We start from the raw sequence: 19030 nt of genomic DNA on the forward strand, positions 1-19030 counted from the left end.
CATATCACTTCTGATAAACCCTTACATAATCAATTTCATAACGGCTTGGAAATAGGGTAGCCGATGGGTCGCCTCCACTATCGCCGCCGATGGCAAAATTAAGCAGGATATAGTGCGGCTGCATGAAAGGGTTAAATTGACTGCTATCCTGATTAACCAAATCCTTTAACGCAACACGGTTTAGCAATTGATCATCTACATACAAACTTATCGCTGTTTCGTCCCAATCCATTCGCCACACATGAAACTTCTTACTCCAATCTTTACCCAGCGAATCTAATGGGGTTTTGGTGCTATGCCACTTTGCTGTATTGGGCGTTGCTGTTCCGCAAGCTATATTGGCCAAGAGCATTTTACGGTAATATTCCATAATGTCTATTTCGCCGTTTGACGGCCAGGGTTTACTAACCCCCAACGTCCAGAAAGCGGGCCACAAACCGGCATCTACCGGTATACGGGCGCGCATAATCATACGGCCGTATTGCCAGCTATGCAGGCCACGCGTATTGATACTGGCTGATGTGTATTCCATAAACTCCCTGTTGGTTTTCCAATTATCGCTTTGTGGCAAATAATTGGGATTAGGCAGGCGCTCCCTTTTTGCCTCAATAACTAACAAGCCTTTATGGCAAACCGCGTTTTCACGCTGGTACCATTGTGCTTCGTGGTTACGCACAAAACCGTGTTCGTATCCCCATTTTGTACTGTCGGGCACACCTTCGTTATTAAATTCATCTGCCCAAACCAATTTGTAACCATTGGAGGTGTTGCTTTGCAGCTGGCACCAGCCTTTTGATGATAGTATGGTAAACAAGCAAATAATGATCAAAAACTTTTGCATATTTTCTCTTTACAGATTTTACTGTTAAAGCTGATCTAAAATTGGTTTTTCGATACCCGATAGCTGTGTTTCTGCAGGTTTAAGCAGTTCCAACACCTCAACCTGGTTAATTCCTTTTTTAAGCCACTCAGCAGGCAGGTAAAGCGTTTGCTGCGGACCAACACTCCAATATTTACCCAGGTTGTGGCCATTTACCCATACCAGCCCTTTACCCCATTTGCGCATATCCAAATAGGTATCGGCAACTTTTGTAAGGTTAAACGATCCCTTTTTAACAACCCGGGTTGTACCTGTATAGGCCGCCGATTGGTATTTAACCTTGCTTAAGTCATTAAACGGAAGGCTGTACATTTTCCAGCCTATTAACTCAGCATTGTTCAATAAAACTTTTTCTGTGATGCCTTTTTTATTTTGCAGCAGGTATTTACCAAAGTTAATCCGGCCCAGGTTTTCAACCAGTATGTCGAGCGTTACTTTACCGGCAGGGAGGGTAATTTGCATACTGTCTTGTTTCACTCGCCTATCCAACGTGCCAACAGTGTTACCGTTTACTATAACTATGGCGTAATCCCGTAATTCCTGAAGCTTTAGCAAGCCGGTTTTACCGCCGGTTATTGTGGTGCGATATAATACAAAGCCATAATCCTGGTTCAGGTCTTCAAATGTTAGCGGCTTTACGCTTGCTTTTGGTGCGGGCAGGTTATTAAGCAGCACGGCGGTTTGTGTAAACGACACCGCTGGAATTTGTATAACAGGCTTAGCCTCCGGAACGGCAGGTAACTGCTGACCGGCAGGCAGGTGCTTTTCTATTACCTGGCGGAAAGCCATAAACTTTGGTGTGGCGTTACCAGCTTCATCAAGCGGGGCATCATAATCATAACTGCTGATCTGTGGCTCATAGGCAGATTGATCATCATAGTTTGCGCCATTCATAAAGGCCCGGGTTGTGCCGCCATGAAACATATACATATTGATGGAGATACCGGCTGCTAATACCGCATCAAGTTTACCGGTGTATTGCTCCGCAGGTACGGTGTGGTGTTTTGTTCCCCACCAATCAAACCAGGCCGGGTACCATTCGGCTATGTAATATGGGCCTTTGCCACCGTGGTTATCGCCGATAAGCTTTTTCACCCTGGCCGGATCATCTAAACCGTTTACCGCAGGCATCAAGCCAGGGAGATGTCCCTTTACCAGATCGGCAGCGGGATCGCAAGTATACAGCAGGCCATCAAAACCAGCTTCTTTAAAGAACTTCCTGTTGATATCCAGGTATTCCTTATCGCTGCCGTATGATCCGTACTCATTTTCTATCTGCACCATGAGGATATTACCGCCGTGATTTATTTGCATCGGGGCCAACTGCTTGCCTATTTCTTTAATATAGGTTTCGTACTCTTTTAAATATTGCGCTTCCTTGCTGCGCACTACTAAACCTTTTTCGTTTTGTAGCCAGTAAGGGTAACCGCCAAACTCCCACTCGGCGCATACGTATGGGCTTGGTCGCAGGATAACCCATAGGCCTTCCTGCTGGGCAATCTTTACAAACTCCGCAACATCATTATTTCCGCTGAAATCGAACTTGCCTTTTTGAGGTTCATGCAGGTTCCAAAACACGTAAGTACCAATAGTATTTAAGCCCATTGCTTTAGCCATTTTCATACGGGCACGCCAGGCCTCACGGGGTACCCGGGGATAGTGCATTTCGCCGCTGATCATTTGAAAGGGTTTGCCATCTAACATAAAGGCCGAATCGCCCAGTGCAAATTCATGCTTTGTCTGCGCAAAAACAGGGGCTTGACTTATTAATACAATACCGGTTAACAGGGCAAATAATTGTTTTCTGAAACACATACGATTTAAGGGAATTTTAGCTGTTGAAATAGTTTATTATTATTGGGGATTGAGTGCTTGTTAACCGTAAAAAGTACCCGCTTAACATGGCCTCATAAATAAATTGTAATATTGACACTTTTAAAAAAGACAAAGTAAGCAGAATAATTTAAAACTTTAGACTTAAAACATTGGTCATCAAATCTAAAAAAATTGCCCTAAAGTTGAAACCAAATTTATAAAGCAAGTTATCCAAAACAGTAAGCTATTGTACCAAAACGGGGTAAATATAAAACCGCATTCCCTTAAAAAATTAGAACCATATGTTAATCCTGTTTCTTGCATCGGCTATATTTGTTCGGGATTATTTAAACACCATAGTTTCAAACAGCAAATATTCTGCAATGCAAGTACACATACCTACATCGGGCTTTGATTTTTTAAATGAGCTGAAAAACAACAATAACAGGGACTGGTTTAACCTGCACAAAGCTAATTTTCAGGAACAACAAAATTCCATAGCGCTTTTTGCAGATGCCCTGTTGCAGGAGCTTAACACGCATGACCAAATTGAAACACCATCCGGTAAAAAGAGCCTTCATCGTATTTACAGGGATACCCGCTTCAGCAATAACAAAACGCCGTATAAAACAAACTGGAGCGGTAATTTTAAACGCCTGGGTAAGCATCGCCGGGGTGGTTACTATTTCCATATTGAACCGGGAAATACATTTATTGGCGGCGGCTTTTGGGCACCAGAACCACAGGATCTTAAACTGATAAGGCAGGACATTGCCTTTGACGATGCGCCTTTACGAAAAATACTGGCCGACGAATCATTCACCACCACGTTTGGCACATTGAGGGGCGAACAATTAAAAACTACACCTAAAGGCTTTGAACCTGGTCATAAGGCCACCGACCTGCTCAGGTATAAACAATTTTTGCTGATGAAACCTTTTACAGACGAAGAAGCGTTAAGCGAATCGTTTTTAACACAGGTTAATCTCACCTTCAAAAACATGCGTCCGTTTTTTGATTATATGAGCGAGGTTTTATCAACAGATATAAATGGATTGGCGATATAAACAGGAGGCCGATATTTAATTTCTCCTATTAATTTTTTCCCTGAAGTATCCGTTTTTGTTGATAAACCAATGCTGTTCTTCTTCGGTTTCTGTATCGAAGTGATTTTCGTCATCTACCTGCACACTGTATTCATGCTGAAGTACAATTGTTAAGTTTTTACTGATAACCGACTGCCGGTTTGCATTCCAATGATTATTGCCCTGGGCTGCAGCCGAGTTTATGGCATCTATTACTTTGAGCTTGTAAGTTAAAGTTACCAGCTGCACACCATCTCCATAAACCTCAACTACCATAAACCGGGGTGTTTTGGCTATTAAATTCCATTGTGCTTTATAGTTGCTGTCAGTTAAATTAAAGGTGGTATCAGCCTCGTTATAATCAATTGCGCCGCCGCCAGCCTGGGTTGGTATAAGCTTCAACTTAACATCAAACAGCTTCTTCACTTTAAACTCCGACAGGTCAATAACAGGAAAAGTACGGTTGTACCACTCAGACAGGTAGGGAAATTTTACCGGTGGCAGGCTATCAAGATGGTGCATTAATTTAGCACTGTCGGTTACCGGTGCAGGGGCTTTGGGCAAGGGTTTGTTTGCACCGAGGCTGTCCTTTTTAACTCCTGCATTTTTATTATCCGGCTGCGTACAGGCGGTAATAGTTATAAGTGCTAAAATTCCAATTATTAAGTATTTCATGTGTGTTTATTGAAGCTGTGCCCTGCAACCGGGTGCTCTTTTACAAAAGTGTGATTAAAACTAAAATTTATTTCAATAAGCAGTCAGGGTAAGCAGTTGGCAGCGTGTTTTAGGGTTGAATTAACGAAAAACGTTTAGCTACACTTAAAAAAACAACTCAATTAAACTCATTAACAGGCATGCGGACTGATCTGCCGCTACCTGTTTAACAAATCAAAACACCCCACACAATTAATCATGAAAGCAACTACCCTTCAAATCATAACTATATTTTTAACAGTCTTCACATTATCCGTTCACGCGCAACAGGATTCCATTCCAAAGCCGAACAGTTCATTTAAACCCCAAATAGGATCATTTCAGGCCGATTACGCCTATTCGCCATTTACCGTTAAAGGTACAAAAATGAACATACAGCAGGTAAACACTGCAGTTATGTTGCCGGTATATAACCACTTTGAAAATGGCAAGCTCGACTTTTTTTTAGCCGGAGTAAACTATAACCAGCTTTTCTTATCCGGGCTGGGGAACGATTTTGGCGGCACAAAGTTTTATTCCGTTTCGGTACCGCTTATTTTCCAAAAATCGCTATCGGCCAAATACGCCTTGATGGTATCGCTTATTCCAACGCTGTCGTCGGATATGAAAGATGTATCTGGTGATGATATGCTTTATACTGCGGCGGCCATGTTAAAAATCCGAACATCTGCAAAGTTCTCTTACTCTATAGGCGCCGTTTACTCGCGTCAGTTTTTCGGGTCATTGCTTTTACCAATAATTGGGATAGATTGGAATATTACCGACAAGCTAAGCCTATCAGGTTCTATACCGGTTTCTGAAAAGCTCAAATACCAGTTAAGCAGTAAAAGTGCTTTCGGCATAAATACCGATTTTGGAATTGGCGGGGGATCATACCGTTTATCAAAAAAAATGAACTCCGATTATTTCCAGGTTCAGCAAATGAAGTCATCCCTCTTTTATGAATACAGTTTGGCTAAAAACTTTACCATACAAGCAAGTGCAGGTTACAACTTTACTCAAAGGTTAGATCTGTACTCCAAAGATCAGAAGGTTAATTGGGCACCTTTTAATAACCTCAATAATCGTGTTCCGCTTGAGGAGCTAAAGAAACCGGGAGTAACGTTTCAATCCGGCATTAATTACCGTTTTTAATAACAGTAACACATCAACATAAATTTCTATCACTAAAATAATTCATATAATGGTTGAAGTATTTAAAACAAATGTGCAGGATATGGATGAGTCTGAAGTGCTCATTTATATCATTCAAAAACAAGTGCCCAACAGTTGCATAACCTTTGATTTGGATGATTGCGACAATATTTTACGTGTTGAAGGCGAGGATATATCGCCAAAATGTGTGATCGATCTTTTGAATACTTACGGCTACCTGTGCGAGATGCTTTAGGCAGAATATTACAAATTTTTGAGCTAAAAAGAAGAAAAGGGATTTAAAAAACTACCCGGGCGACTTGATTTATAACATGCGCTATAAAATCAGGTCGCCCGGGTAATTGCAGTTTAATTAGATTCAAGCAGATAACGCCAAACAACCGCACTTAAAACGCTGCCTAAAACTGGTGCTGCAATAAATAGCCATAACTGGCTGATAGCTATATTTCCGGTAAACAACGCCGGCCCAATGCTACGGGCCGGGTTTACAGATACGCCGGTTACCGGGATACCCACAATATGGATAAGTACCAGGCTTAGCCCTATTGATAAACCGGCAAAGCCTCCATGTATATTTTTTGTAGATGTAGCACCGAATATAACCAGCAGAAATATAAAGGTGAATATGGTTTCGGCAATAAAACCGGCCAGTAAACTGTAGTGCCCCGGCGAAGCGGCGTCATAACCATTTTGACCTAAACCATTTACGGCAATGCTATACCCTTCTTTACCTGATGCGATGAGCAGCAAAATACCTGCCCCCGCAATAGCCCCTAATATTTGAGCTATAATATATGGAATAGCCTCACTTGATTTCATACGACCGGCCACAACCATACCTATGGTTATAGCCGGATTAATATGGCAGCCGGATATATGGCCTATAGCATAGGCCATAGCCACAACTGATAAACCAAACGCGAAGGCTATCCCTAATAGGCCTACGCCGGTTGTACCATTAGCACCTGCAATTACGGCACTGCCGCAACCCATTAAAACTAATACCATAGTGCCAAGAAACTCGGCAAAAAACTTGGGTAAAATATTTGTATTCATTTAATGTTCAATAAATTGTGCAGATAATTGTTAGGCTTTTTTATGCGTTTAATTTTCGGTACAAATAAAATAAATTGTACATATCGTTTATAATAGTTTCGATAGACGGTTAACCTGCACCGACAGAAAGGCAATAAAAGGGGATGTACTTAAACAGTGAGGTTGTAATTTACCATATTAATTATAGGGGCTTATTAGGAACGGCATAGTAAAAAGCCGCCCCCTCGCCGGGCGTAGATTCTGCCCAGATCTTTCCGTTCATTTTCAGTATCATATCTCTGCAAATACTCATGGCAATGCCTGCACTTTTTAAATGGTTGCTTGTATTTGTACAATCATCCTTCATGTAAAATAGCGCCTTGAGCTGTGTGGTGGTCATGCCATTACCCTGATCTGTAAAGGCAACGGTTATCCAATCTTCATCTTCGCTGCAGGTTACCCCAATGATGCCACCGGTTGGAGAATATTTAGTGGCGTTGCTTAAAATGTTACGATTAATGAACTGCAGCATTTCCTTGTGCGCATAAATTAACTGACGCTCGGGAACAATGTTATATAAGGTTATGTGCTTATTTAGCTGATCATACAGGTACAAACTGTTGGCCTCATGTATAAGATCATGTAACAGTAGCGGCTGTGCTTTTATAGTGTAACTATCGTCTGTTGATTTTACCCAGTAAAGTAAACCATCCAGCAGTTCCATACTTTTTGATGCTGTGTTACGCAGCCCCTCAAAAAGCAAATGCATTTCATCTGCCGACATTGGCTTTTTGGTATGTTTAAGCATATCGGCGGTCATTACCAGCGTGGCGAAGGGCTGCCGAAGATCATGGGCCAGCACTGCTACCACCGTTTGCGTAAAATTGCCCTGTAACTCCAACTCCTTCGACCTCATATAACAGAATTATCGTTACGCTTAATTATATCCGACGAAGATTTATGCTCAATTGGGCTGGGTTTAAGATCGGCCGCTAACATAATAAATAAGAAACCGCAACCCGTCCAAGACAGTACAATTATTGCTGGTATAAATTGCTGTAAAATGAAATCTATCATACTATTTTGTTGAAATCGTGCTGTATTCAGGCGGATTTTCCAACAAAGAAAAAGACAGATAATAAACCAAAAGAAAGGTTTCGACAGATGGCTTACTATAGCAGACGGAAAGGCAGATCGGTTAGACCAAGCTTAAGTATAATTAGCTATTCAAAATATTTAAAGCCACTGATGTGCAAATTTCCTGAACTCATCCTTAAACTGTTCTGTTACTGGGATCATGATTTTACCTATTTTTATGGTATTTTTGGTTATGGAGTCTATTTTATCAACTGCTACAATAAAAGAGCGGTGTACTCTTATAAAGCCATTCGTGGGCAGTTTCTCCTCTAAACCTTTCATGGTGGTTAAGGCTTTAATATAACCGCTGTTTCCAACCAAAAAAATCTTAACATAATCTTTAAGACCTTCTACGTACAGTATATCTTTAAGGTAAATACGCACCATTTCATACTCTACCTTTAAAAATATAAACTCATTAATTACATAATGCTCGGCGTGCGGCGCCTGCTTTTCCTTTTCATCGAAATGAGTTTTGGCTTTATATGCCGATTTCAGGAAATCTTCGTAAGTAACGGGTTTAAGTAAATAGTCGAGGGCGTTTACTTTATATCCTTCTAAAGCGTAGCGCTCATAGCCACTTATAAAAATAATACGCGGGGCAGCTGTGCCGTGGGTAGCTTGCAGCATCCGGGCAAATTCCATTCCGCTCATTTCAGGCATATCAATATCCATAAATATGAGTTGAATATCGTGCGTTTCCATGGCTGTAAGTGCCGCAGAAGGTGATTGATAAGAGGTTAGGAGATTTAAAAACGGGATCTGATTAATAAATACCCTGAGATGAGCGATAGCAAACTCATCGTCATCTACAATGATACAATTTATTGACATAGGTGAACATATAAACAACAACAGGTAAACAAAATTAAAACCAACCTTTGAGCAAATAAAATTGAAGCTAAATTTTAATTACACTATGCGTCATATAATGTAATTAAACGTTAAAACCTACCCCAATTTATAACAATTATCATTAACAGCCTGCAGGATTTAACAAAAAAACGTGTGATTTTTTTCTCACTTGGCGTATCCCTTTCCACAACGTACGGGAATGCTTATAATCCCAACGCCAATACAATTTGTTTTATCAGCTCTGCCTCCACAAAAGGCTTAATAACAACACCTGCAAAACCTTGCTTTAAATATTTCTCTGTATCGGATAGCGACTCCTCACTACTGATAACAATTATGGGCGGCTTATCGGCCGGTGCTTTCAATTTTTTAATAGCTGTTATTAACTCATCATCTTTCATTTGTGAGTCGATGAGTACAATTTTTATGGGCTCCTGGGTAATTACTTTTAAAGCCTCTTTTGCATTAGGGGCCTGGTAAAATTTAATATTCCACTTGCTGGTCATCATTTTAAGGAATATTAAGCCAAGCTCATTATTGTCGACCGCTAATATGCTTATGCCATTTAATTTCCAAAGGAGTTTATCGGTCATTGTTTCCCCCCTGGTTATCGAACTATTTTTGTATGGTATGTAAAAACTAAAGGTACTGCCTTTGCCTTCGTTACTTTTTACATTAATCTCGCCATGCTGTAGCTGAATTAATTGTTTGCAGATGTAAAGCCCCAAACCTGTACCCGTTTGTCCCTTAGCCGAATTGGTTTGATAATACTTTGAAAAAAGCCGGGCCTGCTGCTCGGCACTAATGCCGGCTCCGGTATCTGTTATGTTTACTTGCAGCCTATGTTCCTCATTTATTTCGGATAGGCTGGCGCTCACTGTAACCCCGCCTTGTTTGGTATATTTTATGGCGTTACTTAATAAATTAATCATTATCTGTTTAAGCCTGAAACTATCGCCCAAAATCATACCCTCGGTATCTCCCTCAAAAACATAGTTGAGTTTGAGTTCCTTTTTTGCCGCACTAAATTCCATGCTTTCAATTACTTGTCTTAAAATATGATCGGCGTTAAATGGATCGCTGTTGATCTTAAATTCATTGGTTTCCATTTTGGCGGCATCAAGCGTATCATTTAAAGTATGCAGCAGCATATCTGACGATAGCCTTATAGAACCAAGCATATCAACTTGTTTAACTGACAGATTAGACCGGCTAAAAATATATAAAAAGCCATTGATAGCAGTAAGCGGATTACGGATCTCATGGCTCATGTGCAGCAACAGATCCATTTTTTGCTGCGCCATACCTACCGACCGCTCATTTTCACGAAGCAAATACGCTTCGGCCCGGTTCAAATTAATTATAAACACAATAAGCAGCGTAGCAAATACCAATACCAGGAATAACGATGCCAGGTAAAACCTATTTAATAATGCCGTAGTTTCCTTGTAGCTTTTAAGGGCATTTTCTTTAAGTTCACTTATAATACCTGTATTAATATTATTTACATCGTTAACTATCCTCTCTAACTCGCTATTGATATTCATATTAAGGAGTATCAATTGCTTTTGCGTGCTAAACAGCTTTGAATTGCGTTGCTGCAATTGCTGCAGCTTTTGCCCGTAAAGGCTTTTATCGCGCCTGGTGGCCCTGTTTACAGAATCAATTATGCGCTTGGTACGGTTATGATTGATAACTGTTAGATTAGTTACCCCAGCATTTTTATTGGCTATGGCATCCTTTATTCTTGCAAAAAGTCCTTTTTTATTGACCCTGGCTTCATTTTTTACTGTATCGCTGCTTTTAAATATTTTCTCCTTTTGCGCATGAATCGAAGGGATATGGCTATTTATACTATCACTTAACCTGTTTAAACCCGAGTTGGCTGATAATAGTGAATCAAAACTATGCTTTAACACAGACAGGCTGTTGGATAGCTTTAGTTTCTTTAAATACAGATACCTTACCTTGGCCCGTTGCGCACTTGTTAATTTTGCGGTATCAATATTATCTTTAAGCAAGCTATCAATCAGGATAAAGGAACGCGAGAGCTTGGTTTTGTAGTCATTGCTTTTTGCTGCGTCGGCAGTTAAAAGCGAGGCCTGAAAATCGTCTTCCGCTTCGTGAAGTAACAGTATGGCCCTTTGTGATTTTGCCTGGTCATACTCAAGATTCAGGGTTAGTTTTGATAGCGAGTTTAATTTACCGGATATTGAATTATTTACAAATAAGGCAACAATTACAAGCGTAATTACCAATGCAATAAATGCAATGAGAATTTTTCTTGATGTACCTTTAATTTCAGTTGAAGTAGATTTTCCTTTATAAAACATCTTGTTTGTTTATTCTTATTTCCCAGGCCGCGCCATTGTAACTTTTGTTGTGCGTTAATAACTGACCGCCATTTTCTTCAATTATCTTCTGAGCACCTATTAACCCCGAATTATCAGATTTTTCATTTACAAAAGTATGGTTACCGGGTAACGTTATATTGTTGTCCAGTTCGTATCGTAACCTTTCATCAGTAATTATCAAACTCGAAAACCGCTTTTCGTCAACGTTTGAAATAATGATATCGCTATTTTGCTTGTTATCATTTATAATGTAATTTATAATATTTACAAAGGCTATTTCCAATATAAAACGATCATAATAAATAGCCTTCGGATGCTCAAGTTTAAAGATGAGTTGTATGTTCTTTTCTTCCATACGACGGCTGAAATCTTCATAACGCCTCTTCAAAAAGAGTTCCAGATCAATTACGTCGGGTTGAAAAATAAACACCCCTCTTTCAATCCCGATACGCAAAAGGGTAGAATTAACAATATTTATGGCATTGTCTACCCGCAGATCAAGGTCTGAAACTATCTTATCAAATTTTCTTTTTTCTAAATCCAGGTTTTTATAGGATAGGTTATCCAGCAATGTTCTTATGTTCAACAACGGATCGCGTACATCATGCGCAATGATTGAAAGTAGTAAATTTTTTTGTTGAATTGCGTTTATGAGCAATTCATTTTTTTTCTCCATATCATCTATGTTGAGAAAAGTAATAATGGTTAAATTATTTATTTGGGTTTCGTAAATATCATACCAGCAGTACGATTCATCGGCACAAAACACCCTGGCTTCTAAATGAAAATTTGAATGGCCGCGCTCTTCGGAGATTGCCTTCCTTTTGTTCCAGCAATAGATGATCTCGTTCCTGTAATGCTCATCTGGATAGGCCTTCTCAAACCAGGCAGTTAAATTGGGCACCGAATTTACGGTATACCCAATTTGGGTAATAAAAGCCTTATTAAAGTACAGGTGATCTGGATTGGACGAAGCGTTTTTTACGACAATTAAGGGTGTAACGATAAGGTCCGCAATCTTTAGGAAATCGGCAGAATCAGTAAGGTTTTTCAAAGCCTGGGGGTTATAGGTAGGTAATAGTATACCGCAAAAGCAAAAGATATTTAACTCATACCCTGAATGTGCGCTCTGTATCCGTAGTCATGATCCGGTAACGGGATTTCAGACACTTAGCACAGAAATATCGTTTGATTGGCAGAAAAAATAATAAATTCCTTCCAAACCAATTCCTGGGCATTTTAAAATGAAATGGCTCCGAACACTTCCGGCATCGTAAAAAAGACTTATCGCTATTATTCATAAATTTTCATTAACATCTTTTCGCCGGGCGATTTATCGCCTGCAAAAAAACTAATTCTAAACCTTTTAGGAGTAGCCAACTGCTACCCACATTTACCCACGCATATCTATTACCTGAAAATCAACCTATTAAACATTGAACTTTAAAGGCATTATACGTTATACATTGGTCATCCAAACATTAATATCTGTTGCAGATGGGATATTCAATTTCTTTCGGATCCTGCGTTTTTTCCCTTCTACCGAACGAACAGAGCTTTTTGTAAAACGCGCTATCTCCTTGGTATCAAAATTAATCCGCAGCAGGATACACATCTCAATTTCTACAGCTACCATGTTTGGCGCTATATGAAATATCCTTTTCACAAATCCAGGATCGAACTCATTAAACCGATTTAAAAAAAGCGGATTGTTTTCCATAGCCAGTTGTACTATCTCCCGCAGGTCTTCGATCTTTCTTTGTGTGGTGCTACTTTCGGTTTCTTTAGTTAGCTCATCAACCCTGGCAGCAATTACCTTTAATCGTTTTTTTAACCTGCCAGTTATATAAAATGTTACAACAACCACTACTACCAACTGAACAAACACAAATAGCATTACCCCTGTTAACCACACCTTGCTTGTTTCCCAATTTTGCTGTTGCCCCAAACCCGCCTGTTGATTTGTAGTTATACTATCAATTTGCCTTGATACCTGTTGCGAATGACCTGTGCCCGCCATTAAAATAAAGACTAAACCCATTAAACCTTTAATTACCCTCCCGCTCTTCAAAATCACTTAGCTCCCCAATAATCAGTTATATATCATTATTTCACATGAGGTACCACCGGCCGGCGAACTGGAGATAGCCAGTTTTCCCCGATGCCGTTCCAATATTTCTTTGGCGCTGATAAGTCCTAACCCAAACCCGTCAACAATTTCCCTCCCGGCATCTCTTTGGTTAATATTATTGGTTATAGCTTCCATCTGCGCGCGCGTCATACCTTTGCCCGAGTCGGTTACCATTAAACTGGAGTATTTTGCGTGATGGATGAGCGAGATTTTAATTGTGCCATTTTGAGGAGTATGCTTAATGGCATTATCAATAATGTTCCTGAAAATGATCTCTAAAATAAAACGATCATAATAAATAATATCAGATGCTGGAATTTCAAAAACGAAATTGATATGTTGATTAATGCGTGTGTAATTAAAAACTTGATTACACCTGTCCAAAAAATCATTTATGTTTATTTTGGCAGAGCAAAACCTAAAAACCCCGGTTTCGGTACCAATCCGCAGCCGGGTAGTGTTTATCATGTTCAAGACATAATCAATTTGGCCAATGAGCATCGAAAACACATCAGCTATCTCGGCTTTATTGAGGCAATTCATTTTATAGGCATCCAAAAGCCCTTTTATGTTCCCTAAGGGTGACCGGATATCATGTGTAAGGATGGAAAGCAGCAAGTTTTTTTGCTGGATAGTATTTATCAGGCTTTCATTTTTTTCCTTAGCCCTGTTAATGTTTAAGAAAGTGATGAGCTTCATTTGCCCCACAACAACACTATGAACATCGTACCATTTTAATGATTTATCGGCACAGCATATTTTTGAAACCAAATTGATATGTTGTTTCTCCTGGTTTACGGCAGCAACTTCCATTTTACTCCATACCGAAACTACCTCCATTCGATACGCGGGTTCGGGGTATGCAGCGTTCCACCATTTTGCCCTATCAGTTATCTCATTGGTGTTATATCCAATTTCATCCTTGAAAGCCTTATTAAAATAAATGGTGTTTGTTTCAGTAGTATTAGCCTCTATAATGATGGGAGTAACAACCTGGTCTATCGTTTTAAAAAACACACTTGAATCGCTTAAATCTTTCATAATTATACAATTATGTTCTACACAATTAAGGGCTGCTCTATTTAGCTTTTACGATTACCACCGGCAGCATCTTAATTCTAATCCCCACCAAATAAAGAAATACTTTAACAGCATTTTAAAAAACCGACATATAGCCAAAAATAACCGACAGAATAGGAAAGTTAGCAGACTATTCGATAATCATAATTAAAGGCAATAGGAAGGCATTATCTTGCGTTTGGTGCTAAGGCAATAAATGCCGGTGCTAAACATAAGATGATTGAAATTATATAACAATTAAACAAAATTCTATAAATAAGTAGTTAAAAGAATAGGTTAACTTTGTAATGCACATGAAAAAAGCGGCAATTTTCAGTATGACGGCATTTTACCTGTTACTTACAACAGGGATGTTTGTTTGTATTGTTCATTGCGCTGCCGAAAAACTTTTAACAAAGCCCGCCATGACTATGGCACACAACAATGTGCCCATGCACGGCGCTAAAAAGCACTGCGATGACGGCAAGGATTGTGATTGCTGTAAAAAGCATGGCACCTACGTGGTTAAGGAAAACCTGAAACCCGGCTTTGAGCTACAGTTTACCCAAACGGCTATTTTAGTGCACCAGCAACTAATTGTTGGTTATATAGGTTACAACGCCAACATTAGCCATACTTCATGGTTTAATGGCAAAGCACCACCGGGTAAAAGCGGCAGGTCAATCTCTATTTTATTTCGTTCCCTTCGAGTGTGATTTAAGCTGTACGGCAATCTTCGCGGCATGGCATTTGTGCATTTATAATTTGGCAAAAGTCTGCGTTAATTACAGGAAATTTCCTTTCGGTTAAACCATTGTTTGCAAGATTGTTTATAAATTGGCTATAATAACAGTGCATACCCATCTGCACAATTTAAAACGTACCGACCCCAACACCCGGCCAATACGGAGCAATACAAAACGAACGAAACAATTAAATAAATTAAAGATTACACATTATGAAAACTTTTAAATCCATCATATTATCCTTCACTCTTTTAATAGTATTTACCGCTGCCAAAGCGCAGGATTTAACCGCAAATGCTGCTGTTAACAAGGTAATAACCACGTACCTGGGTGTTAAAAACGCGCTAACCGCCGATAATAATGCCACCACTAAAACCAATGCCAAGGAATTATTGACCGCCATTACCGCGGTACCTGCAGATAAACTAACTCCTGAGCAAAAGAAATTATGGGCCGCATACGCCAACAAATTAGAATTTGACAGCAGGCACATCAGCGAAAGCGATGCCATTGATCATCAACGCGAGCATTTTACAAACCTGTCAAAAAACATGTATGAAGTAGTAAAAGGCCTGAAACTGAATAGCACAGCCATATATGAGCAATACTGCCCCATGAAAAAAGCCACCTGGCTAAGCGAAACATCAGCGGTTAAAAACCCTTATTATGGCAAACAAATGCTTACCTGCGGCAAAACCACCGAAACTTTGGCACCCGCTACAAAATAATTTCAGATGAAGATCAAATTATTAGTGCTCGCCGGGTTATTCTGGCCGGGCTTTGTATTGGCGCAACATGGTATGGCCATGAAAGCCGGCAGTGATATGGCGGACAAAAAGATGCCTTTTTATACAAAGGTTGGCAACCATGCTATTTATCACCTATACATTGCAGATACAACTGTAAACTTTACCGGCAAGACAAGGCCCGCAATGGCTATAAACGGATCAATCCCGGCCCCTACCCTCACATTTACTGAGGGCGATACCGCCGAAATTTATGTGCATAATCAAATGATGATGGAAACGTCGATCCACTGGCATGGGTTAATATTACCTAACCGATATGATGGCGTTTCGTACCTTACTACCGCGCCCATTAAGGCTGGCGAAACGCATTTTTATAAGTTTCCTTTAGTACAAAATGGCACCTACTGGTATCATTCACACACCATGACCCAGCAACAGAGCGGCATGTATGGCGCTTTTGTGATCCTTAAAAAACAGGCATCCCCAGTAAAAAACTACACTTTGGTATTGAGTGACTGGGTTAATGAAAACCCCGAGCAGGTACAGCGATCATTGCATAACGCTACAGACTGGTACGCTATTCGCAAGGGCAGCACACAAAACTACCTTGAAGCCATTAAGGAAGGTCATTTTAAAACCAAGGTAGCCAACGAATGGAAACGGATGCTGGCAATGGATGTAAGTGATGTGGCGTACGACCGCTTTTTTAGCAATGGCAAGGTTGAAAACCAGGCGCCACAGTTTAAAGCCGGCGATAAGCTGAGGCTGCACATTGTTAATGGTGGCTCATCTACCTATTTCTGGCTTAAATATGCAGGCGGAAAAATTACCGTGGTAGCCAATGACGGCGAAGATGTTGAACCCGTTGAAGTTGACCGGCTGATTATAGCATCGGCAGAAACTTATGATGTGGAAGTAACAGTACCTAAAGATGGCAGCTATGAATTTTTAGCCACCCCTGAAGACCGAACCAAATACACCTCGTTATGGCTTGGCACAGGTACTAAACATGCTGCAACCCGTTTGCCTAAACTCAAATATTTTGAGGGGATGAAAATGATGAACGGTATGATGGCCATGAACGGCGATATGAAAGAAATGGACGGAATGGTGATGACCAACCAGGTCATGGATATGAACACCGTGATGTATCCGGAAATTACTGGCGATGCCAAACCAGCCGATTCAAAAAAGAAAATGCCTCCCGATAAAATGGACGATATGGCGGGCATGGATATGGGCGGTTCGGCAGGTGATATAACAACGCTTAATTATGGTATGCTGAGGTCAACCAAGGTTACTACTTTACCCGCGGGACCAACTAAATTGCTCAGGTTTAATCTTACCGGCAACATGAACCGTTATGTGTGGACCATCAATAACAAAACAGTTTCGGAGTCAGACAAGATCTTGATAAAGCAGGGCGAAAACGTCCGCATCATTCTTTATAACAACACCATGATGCGGCATCCCATGCACCTGCACGGTCATTATTTTAGGGTGCTGAACGGGCAGGGCGATCATTCGCCCTTAAAAAACACGTTGGATATTATGCCCATGGAAAGGGATACCATTGAGTTTCGCGCTACCGAAAGTGGCGATTGGTTTTTCCATTGCCATATCCTGTACCACATGATGAGCGGTATGGGCCGTATTTTTAGTTATGAAAACTCGCCGCCCAACCCCGAGCTGCCAGATCCGGCGCTGGCCCTTAAAAAGATATACGCAGATGACCAGCATTTTTACGCATCGGCCAAACTGGGCCTGGAAAGTAACGGCAGCGATGGCAACGCCTATTTAGCCAACACCCGCTGGAAACTCTCTACCCTTTGGCATTTAGGCTTAAATGACAAAAAAGGTTATGAAAGCGAAACCATGATTGGGCGTTACTTTGGCCAAATGCAATGGCTATACGCTTACGGCGGTTTTGATTATCACTATAAAAAGGAAAACAGCACGGAAAACAACCTGTTTGGCCAGGCAAGTAATAAAAACAACAGGCATACAGTAGTAGCCGGTTTAGCCTATACCCTACCCATGCTATTTGTGGCCGATGCACGTATAGATGGCAATGGTAAACTCAGGTTTCAATTAGGGAGGGACGATATACCCCTAACCAGCCGTCTGCGTTTCACTATTATGGCCAATACCGATAAGGAGTACGCCGCAGGTTTCAGGTATATCGCCACCAAATATTTCTCTATATCGAGCCATTACGACAGCGATATGGGGCTTGGTGCCGGGTTAACCTTAAGCTATTGAGTAAATTTATTTAAAGCTGATACGCGTGTCGTATCAGCTTTATTTTTTTGCCGCAGTAGCGGGATATCATTCCCCAACTTCAAGCCGGTAGCCTTTACCATGGATGTTTACAAGCCGGATGGTTGGGTCACTCTCCAGCTTCTTCCTCAGTTTTGATATAAACATATCCAGGCTGCGGCCCACAATTACACCCTCATCTTCCCATATTTCTTTTTGAAGCCTGCTTCGCTCGATAATGATATTGGGAGATTGTGCGAATATCAGCAGCAATTTACTTTCCTTCGCTGTAAGTTCTATAGTGGTTATGGCATGTATAAGCTGGCGCTTTTGAGGTTTAAACAATGTTTTGCCAATTTCAAAGCTATCCTTTTCAACGCCGGTGTTCTCAGGCTTGCTTTTCCGGGTTTTAACAGATCTTGAAATAACAAGCCCTATGAAAGCCAGCAAAGGTATGCCGCCTATCAATAACCCTTTTTGAGGAGTACTTATACTGTTGCTTTGAAATTTAATAGTAACCAGGTAGCAGCCTTTAGGTTGCTTACGGCCTTTACAGGGCACTATGTTGTCCTTTTTATTTTTAAATATGGCGTAGCCAAATATGATATCTTTCCCGGTGCAGTTTAACACATTTACAATGTAGTTATGCGCCAGGTTGTTTTTTGCCAGCGAGCGGCCTATTATATTAACCAAAGAATCTGACTGAAAGGTAAAATCATTTTCAAACTTGATCTGGTATTCATTTTCGGCCACTTTCTTTACCGGCAACACCCTCGATGTGCTATCTCCCGAATGTAAAAGGATCTCATGTCCTATTTCCCTAAGCATTATCCCCTGTCGTGCTACGTCAAAATCGTCGTTACCGGTAAAGCTAAACGCCGCACATATCATGGTTGTCAGCAACAGGGCGGTAAGCCCCAGCAGGTATTTGGTATTGATATCTAAACGTGTTTTATAACTGGCCATAGCTGCGCTGGTTTATTTTACAAAGTTTACAATTTTATTTACAATAATCACCATATCAAACTTACTGTGTATGAATAGGTTTGCAGCTCA

At 40.5% G+C, this 19030-nt stretch carries 17 protein-coding genes; 6 read left to right on the forward strand and 11 right to left on the reverse strand.

The genetic code is table 11. The features are described 5' to 3' along the window. Nucleotides 1-4: 4 nt before the first annotated feature. Together BLS59_RS13705 and BLS59_RS13710 are read right to left on the reverse strand one after the other, a co-directional pair. Nucleotides 5-841 (reverse strand): glycoside hydrolase family 16 protein, encoded by an 837-nt coding sequence (locus BLS59_RS13705; RefSeq protein ID WP_091149838.1) that lies wholly within the window; start codon nucleotides 839-841, stop codon nucleotides 5-7. Between the two features lie 24 nt (nucleotides 842-865). Then, nucleotides 866-2695 (reverse strand): glycoside hydrolase family 35 protein, encoded by a 1830-nt coding sequence (locus BLS59_RS13710; RefSeq protein ID WP_091149839.1) that lies wholly within the window; start codon nucleotides 2693-2695, stop codon nucleotides 866-868. 302 nt (nucleotides 2696-2997) lie between these two features. Between BLS59_RS13710 and BLS59_RS13715 the strand changes: the two genes are divergently transcribed. Further along, on the forward strand, nucleotides 2998-3762 hold the full coding sequence (locus BLS59_RS13715; protein ID WP_205411264.1) for a DUF2461 domain-containing protein: 765 nt from the start codon (nucleotides 2998-3000) through the stop codon (nucleotides 3760-3762). A gap of 15 nt (nucleotides 3763-3777) precedes the next feature. Here the strand turns inward: BLS59_RS13715 and BLS59_RS13720 are convergent, their stop codons facing one another. Then, nucleotides 3778-4455 carry a hypothetical protein gene (locus tag BLS59_RS13720; RefSeq protein ID WP_091149840.1) on the reverse strand — a complete coding sequence of 226 codons (678 nt, stop codon included), beginning with the start codon at nucleotides 4453-4455 and terminating at the stop codon, nucleotides 3778-3780. Between the two features lie 237 nt (nucleotides 4456-4692). Between BLS59_RS13720 and BLS59_RS13725 the strand changes: the two genes are divergently transcribed. Next, nucleotides 4693-5628, forward strand: coding sequence for a DUF6268 family outer membrane beta-barrel protein (locus BLS59_RS13725; RefSeq protein WP_091149841.1), 936 nt, complete (start codon nucleotides 4693-4695; stop codon nucleotides 5626-5628). 49 nt (nucleotides 5629-5677) lie between these two features. Then, nucleotides 5678-5884 (forward strand): hypothetical protein, encoded by a 207-nt coding sequence (locus BLS59_RS13730; protein WP_091149842.1) that lies wholly within the window; start codon nucleotides 5678-5680, stop codon nucleotides 5882-5884. Nucleotides 5885-5997: 113 nt separating this feature from the next. Here BLS59_RS13730 and aqpZ read toward each other — a convergent pair whose 3' ends face one another. From aqpZ to BLS59_RS13765, 7 genes are all read right to left on the reverse strand, one after another. Continuing rightward, the gene (gene aqpZ, locus BLS59_RS13735; RefSeq protein ID WP_091149843.1) at nucleotides 5998-6705 is read right to left on the reverse strand and encodes an aquaporin Z; all 708 of its coding nucleotides are present in this window, start codon (nucleotides 6703-6705) and stop codon (nucleotides 5998-6000) included. 181 nt (nucleotides 6706-6886) lie between these two features. Then, nucleotides 6887-7600: a sensor histidine kinase gene (locus tag BLS59_RS13740; protein ID WP_091149844.1), complete on the reverse strand. Its 714-nt coding sequence runs from the start codon at nucleotides 7598-7600 to the stop codon at nucleotides 6887-6889. Between the two features lie 320 nt (nucleotides 7601-7920). After that, nucleotides 7921-8655 carry a LytR/AlgR family response regulator transcription factor gene (locus tag BLS59_RS13745; RefSeq protein ID WP_091149845.1) on the reverse strand — a complete coding sequence of 245 codons (735 nt, stop codon included), beginning with the start codon at nucleotides 8653-8655 and terminating at the stop codon, nucleotides 7921-7923. Between the two features lie 224 nt (nucleotides 8656-8879). After that, a complete protein-coding gene (locus BLS59_RS13750; protein ID WP_091149846.1) occupies nucleotides 8880-11009 on the reverse strand; it encodes an ATP-binding response regulator in 2130 nt (709 codons plus the stop codon). Further along, a complete protein-coding gene (locus BLS59_RS13755; protein WP_091149847.1) occupies nucleotides 10999-12084 on the reverse strand; it encodes a histidine kinase in 1086 nt (361 codons plus the stop codon). Before BLS59_RS13755 ends, BLS59_RS13750 begins: the two co-directional genes overlap by 11 nt. 405 nt (nucleotides 12085-12489) lie before the next feature. Continuing rightward, a complete protein-coding gene (locus tag BLS59_RS13760) occupies nucleotides 12490-13071 on the reverse strand; it encodes a helix-turn-helix transcriptional regulator (RefSeq protein ID WP_091149848.1) in 582 nt (193 codons plus the stop codon). Nucleotides 13072-13122: 51 nt separating this feature from the next. Continuing rightward, the gene (locus tag BLS59_RS13765; protein WP_091149849.1) at nucleotides 13123-14202 is read right to left on the reverse strand and encodes a sensor histidine kinase; all 1080 of its coding nucleotides are present in this window, start codon (nucleotides 14200-14202) and stop codon (nucleotides 13123-13125) included. A gap of 332 nt (nucleotides 14203-14534) precedes the next feature. On the opposite strand from BLS59_RS13765, the gene BLS59_RS13770 reads away from it, so the two are divergent. From BLS59_RS13770 to BLS59_RS13780, 3 genes are all read left to right on the forward strand, one after another. Then, nucleotides 14535-14936: an HYC_CC_PP family protein gene (locus BLS59_RS13770; RefSeq protein ID WP_091149850.1), complete on the forward strand. Its 402-nt coding sequence runs from the start codon at nucleotides 14535-14537 to the stop codon at nucleotides 14934-14936. Nucleotides 14937-15178: 242 nt separating this feature from the next. Next, entirely contained in the window at nucleotides 15179-15694 is a 516-nt protein-coding gene (locus tag BLS59_RS13775; protein ID WP_091149851.1) for a DUF3347 domain-containing protein, read from the forward strand. A gap of 6 nt (nucleotides 15695-15700) precedes the next feature. Next, nucleotides 15701-17977, forward strand: coding sequence for a multicopper oxidase domain-containing protein (locus tag BLS59_RS13780; RefSeq protein ID WP_205411265.1), 2277 nt, complete (start codon nucleotides 15701-15703; stop codon nucleotides 17975-17977). A gap of 66 nt (nucleotides 17978-18043) precedes the next feature. Here the strand turns inward: BLS59_RS13780 and BLS59_RS13785 are convergent, their stop codons facing one another. Continuing rightward, entirely contained in the window at nucleotides 18044-18940 is an 897-nt protein-coding gene (locus BLS59_RS13785; RefSeq protein WP_091149852.1) for a winged helix-turn-helix domain-containing protein, read from the reverse strand. Nucleotides 18941-19030 lie beyond the last annotated feature (90 nt).

This window comes from Mucilaginibacter pineti, from assembly GCF_900101875.1.
In the GTDB taxonomy this organism is placed as follows: domain Bacteria; phylum Bacteroidota; class Bacteroidia; order Sphingobacteriales; family Sphingobacteriaceae; genus Mucilaginibacter; species Mucilaginibacter pineti.

Coding starts and splice junctions, on each gene's coding strand:
- BLS59_RS13705 (WP_091149838.1), bottom strand. CDS start 841: ATGCAAAAGTTTTTGATCATTATTTGCTTGTTTACCATACTATCATCA.
- BLS59_RS13710 (WP_091149839.1), bottom strand. CDS start 2,695: ATGTGTTTCAGAAAACAATTATTTGCCCTGTTAACCGGTATTGTATTA.
- BLS59_RS13715 (WP_205411264.1), top strand. CDS start 2,998: ATGTTAATCCTGTTTCTTGCATCGGCTATATTTGTTCGGGATTATTTA.
- BLS59_RS13720 (WP_091149840.1), bottom strand. CDS start 4,455: ATGAAATACTTAATAATTGGAATTTTAGCACTTATAACTATTACCGCC.
- BLS59_RS13725 (WP_091149841.1), top strand. CDS start 4,693: ATGAAAGCAACTACCCTTCAAATCATAACTATATTTTTAACAGTCTTC.
- BLS59_RS13730 (WP_091149842.1), top strand. CDS start 5,678: ATGGTTGAAGTATTTAAAACAAATGTGCAGGATATGGATGAGTCTGAA.
- aqpZ (WP_091149843.1), bottom strand. CDS start 6,705: ATGAATACAAATATTTTACCCAAGTTTTTTGCCGAGTTTCTTGGCACT.
- BLS59_RS13740 (WP_091149844.1), bottom strand. CDS start 7,600: ATGAGGTCGAAGGAGTTGGAGTTACAGGGCAATTTTACGCAAACGGTG.
- BLS59_RS13745 (WP_091149845.1), bottom strand. CDS start 8,655: ATGTCAATAAATTGTATCATTGTAGATGACGATGAGTTTGCTATCGCT.
- BLS59_RS13750 (WP_091149846.1), bottom strand. CDS start 11,009: ATGTTTTATAAAGGAAAATCTACTTCAACTGAAATTAAAGGTACATCA.
- BLS59_RS13760 (WP_091149848.1), bottom strand. CDS start 13,071: ATGGGTTTAGTCTTTATTTTAATGGCGGGCACAGGTCATTCGCAACAG.
- BLS59_RS13765 (WP_091149849.1), bottom strand. CDS start 14,202: ATGAAAGATTTAAGCGATTCAAGTGTGTTTTTTAAAACGATAGACCAG.
- BLS59_RS13770 (WP_091149850.1), top strand. CDS start 14,535: ATGAAAAAAGCGGCAATTTTCAGTATGACGGCATTTTACCTGTTACTT.
- BLS59_RS13775 (WP_091149851.1), top strand. CDS start 15,179: ATGAAAACTTTTAAATCCATCATATTATCCTTCACTCTTTTAATAGTA.
- BLS59_RS13780 (WP_205411265.1), top strand. CDS start 15,701: ATGAAGATCAAATTATTAGTGCTCGCCGGGTTATTCTGGCCGGGCTTT.
- BLS59_RS13785 (WP_091149852.1), bottom strand. CDS start 18,940: ATGGCCAGTTATAAAACACGTTTAGATATCAATACCAAATACCTGCTG.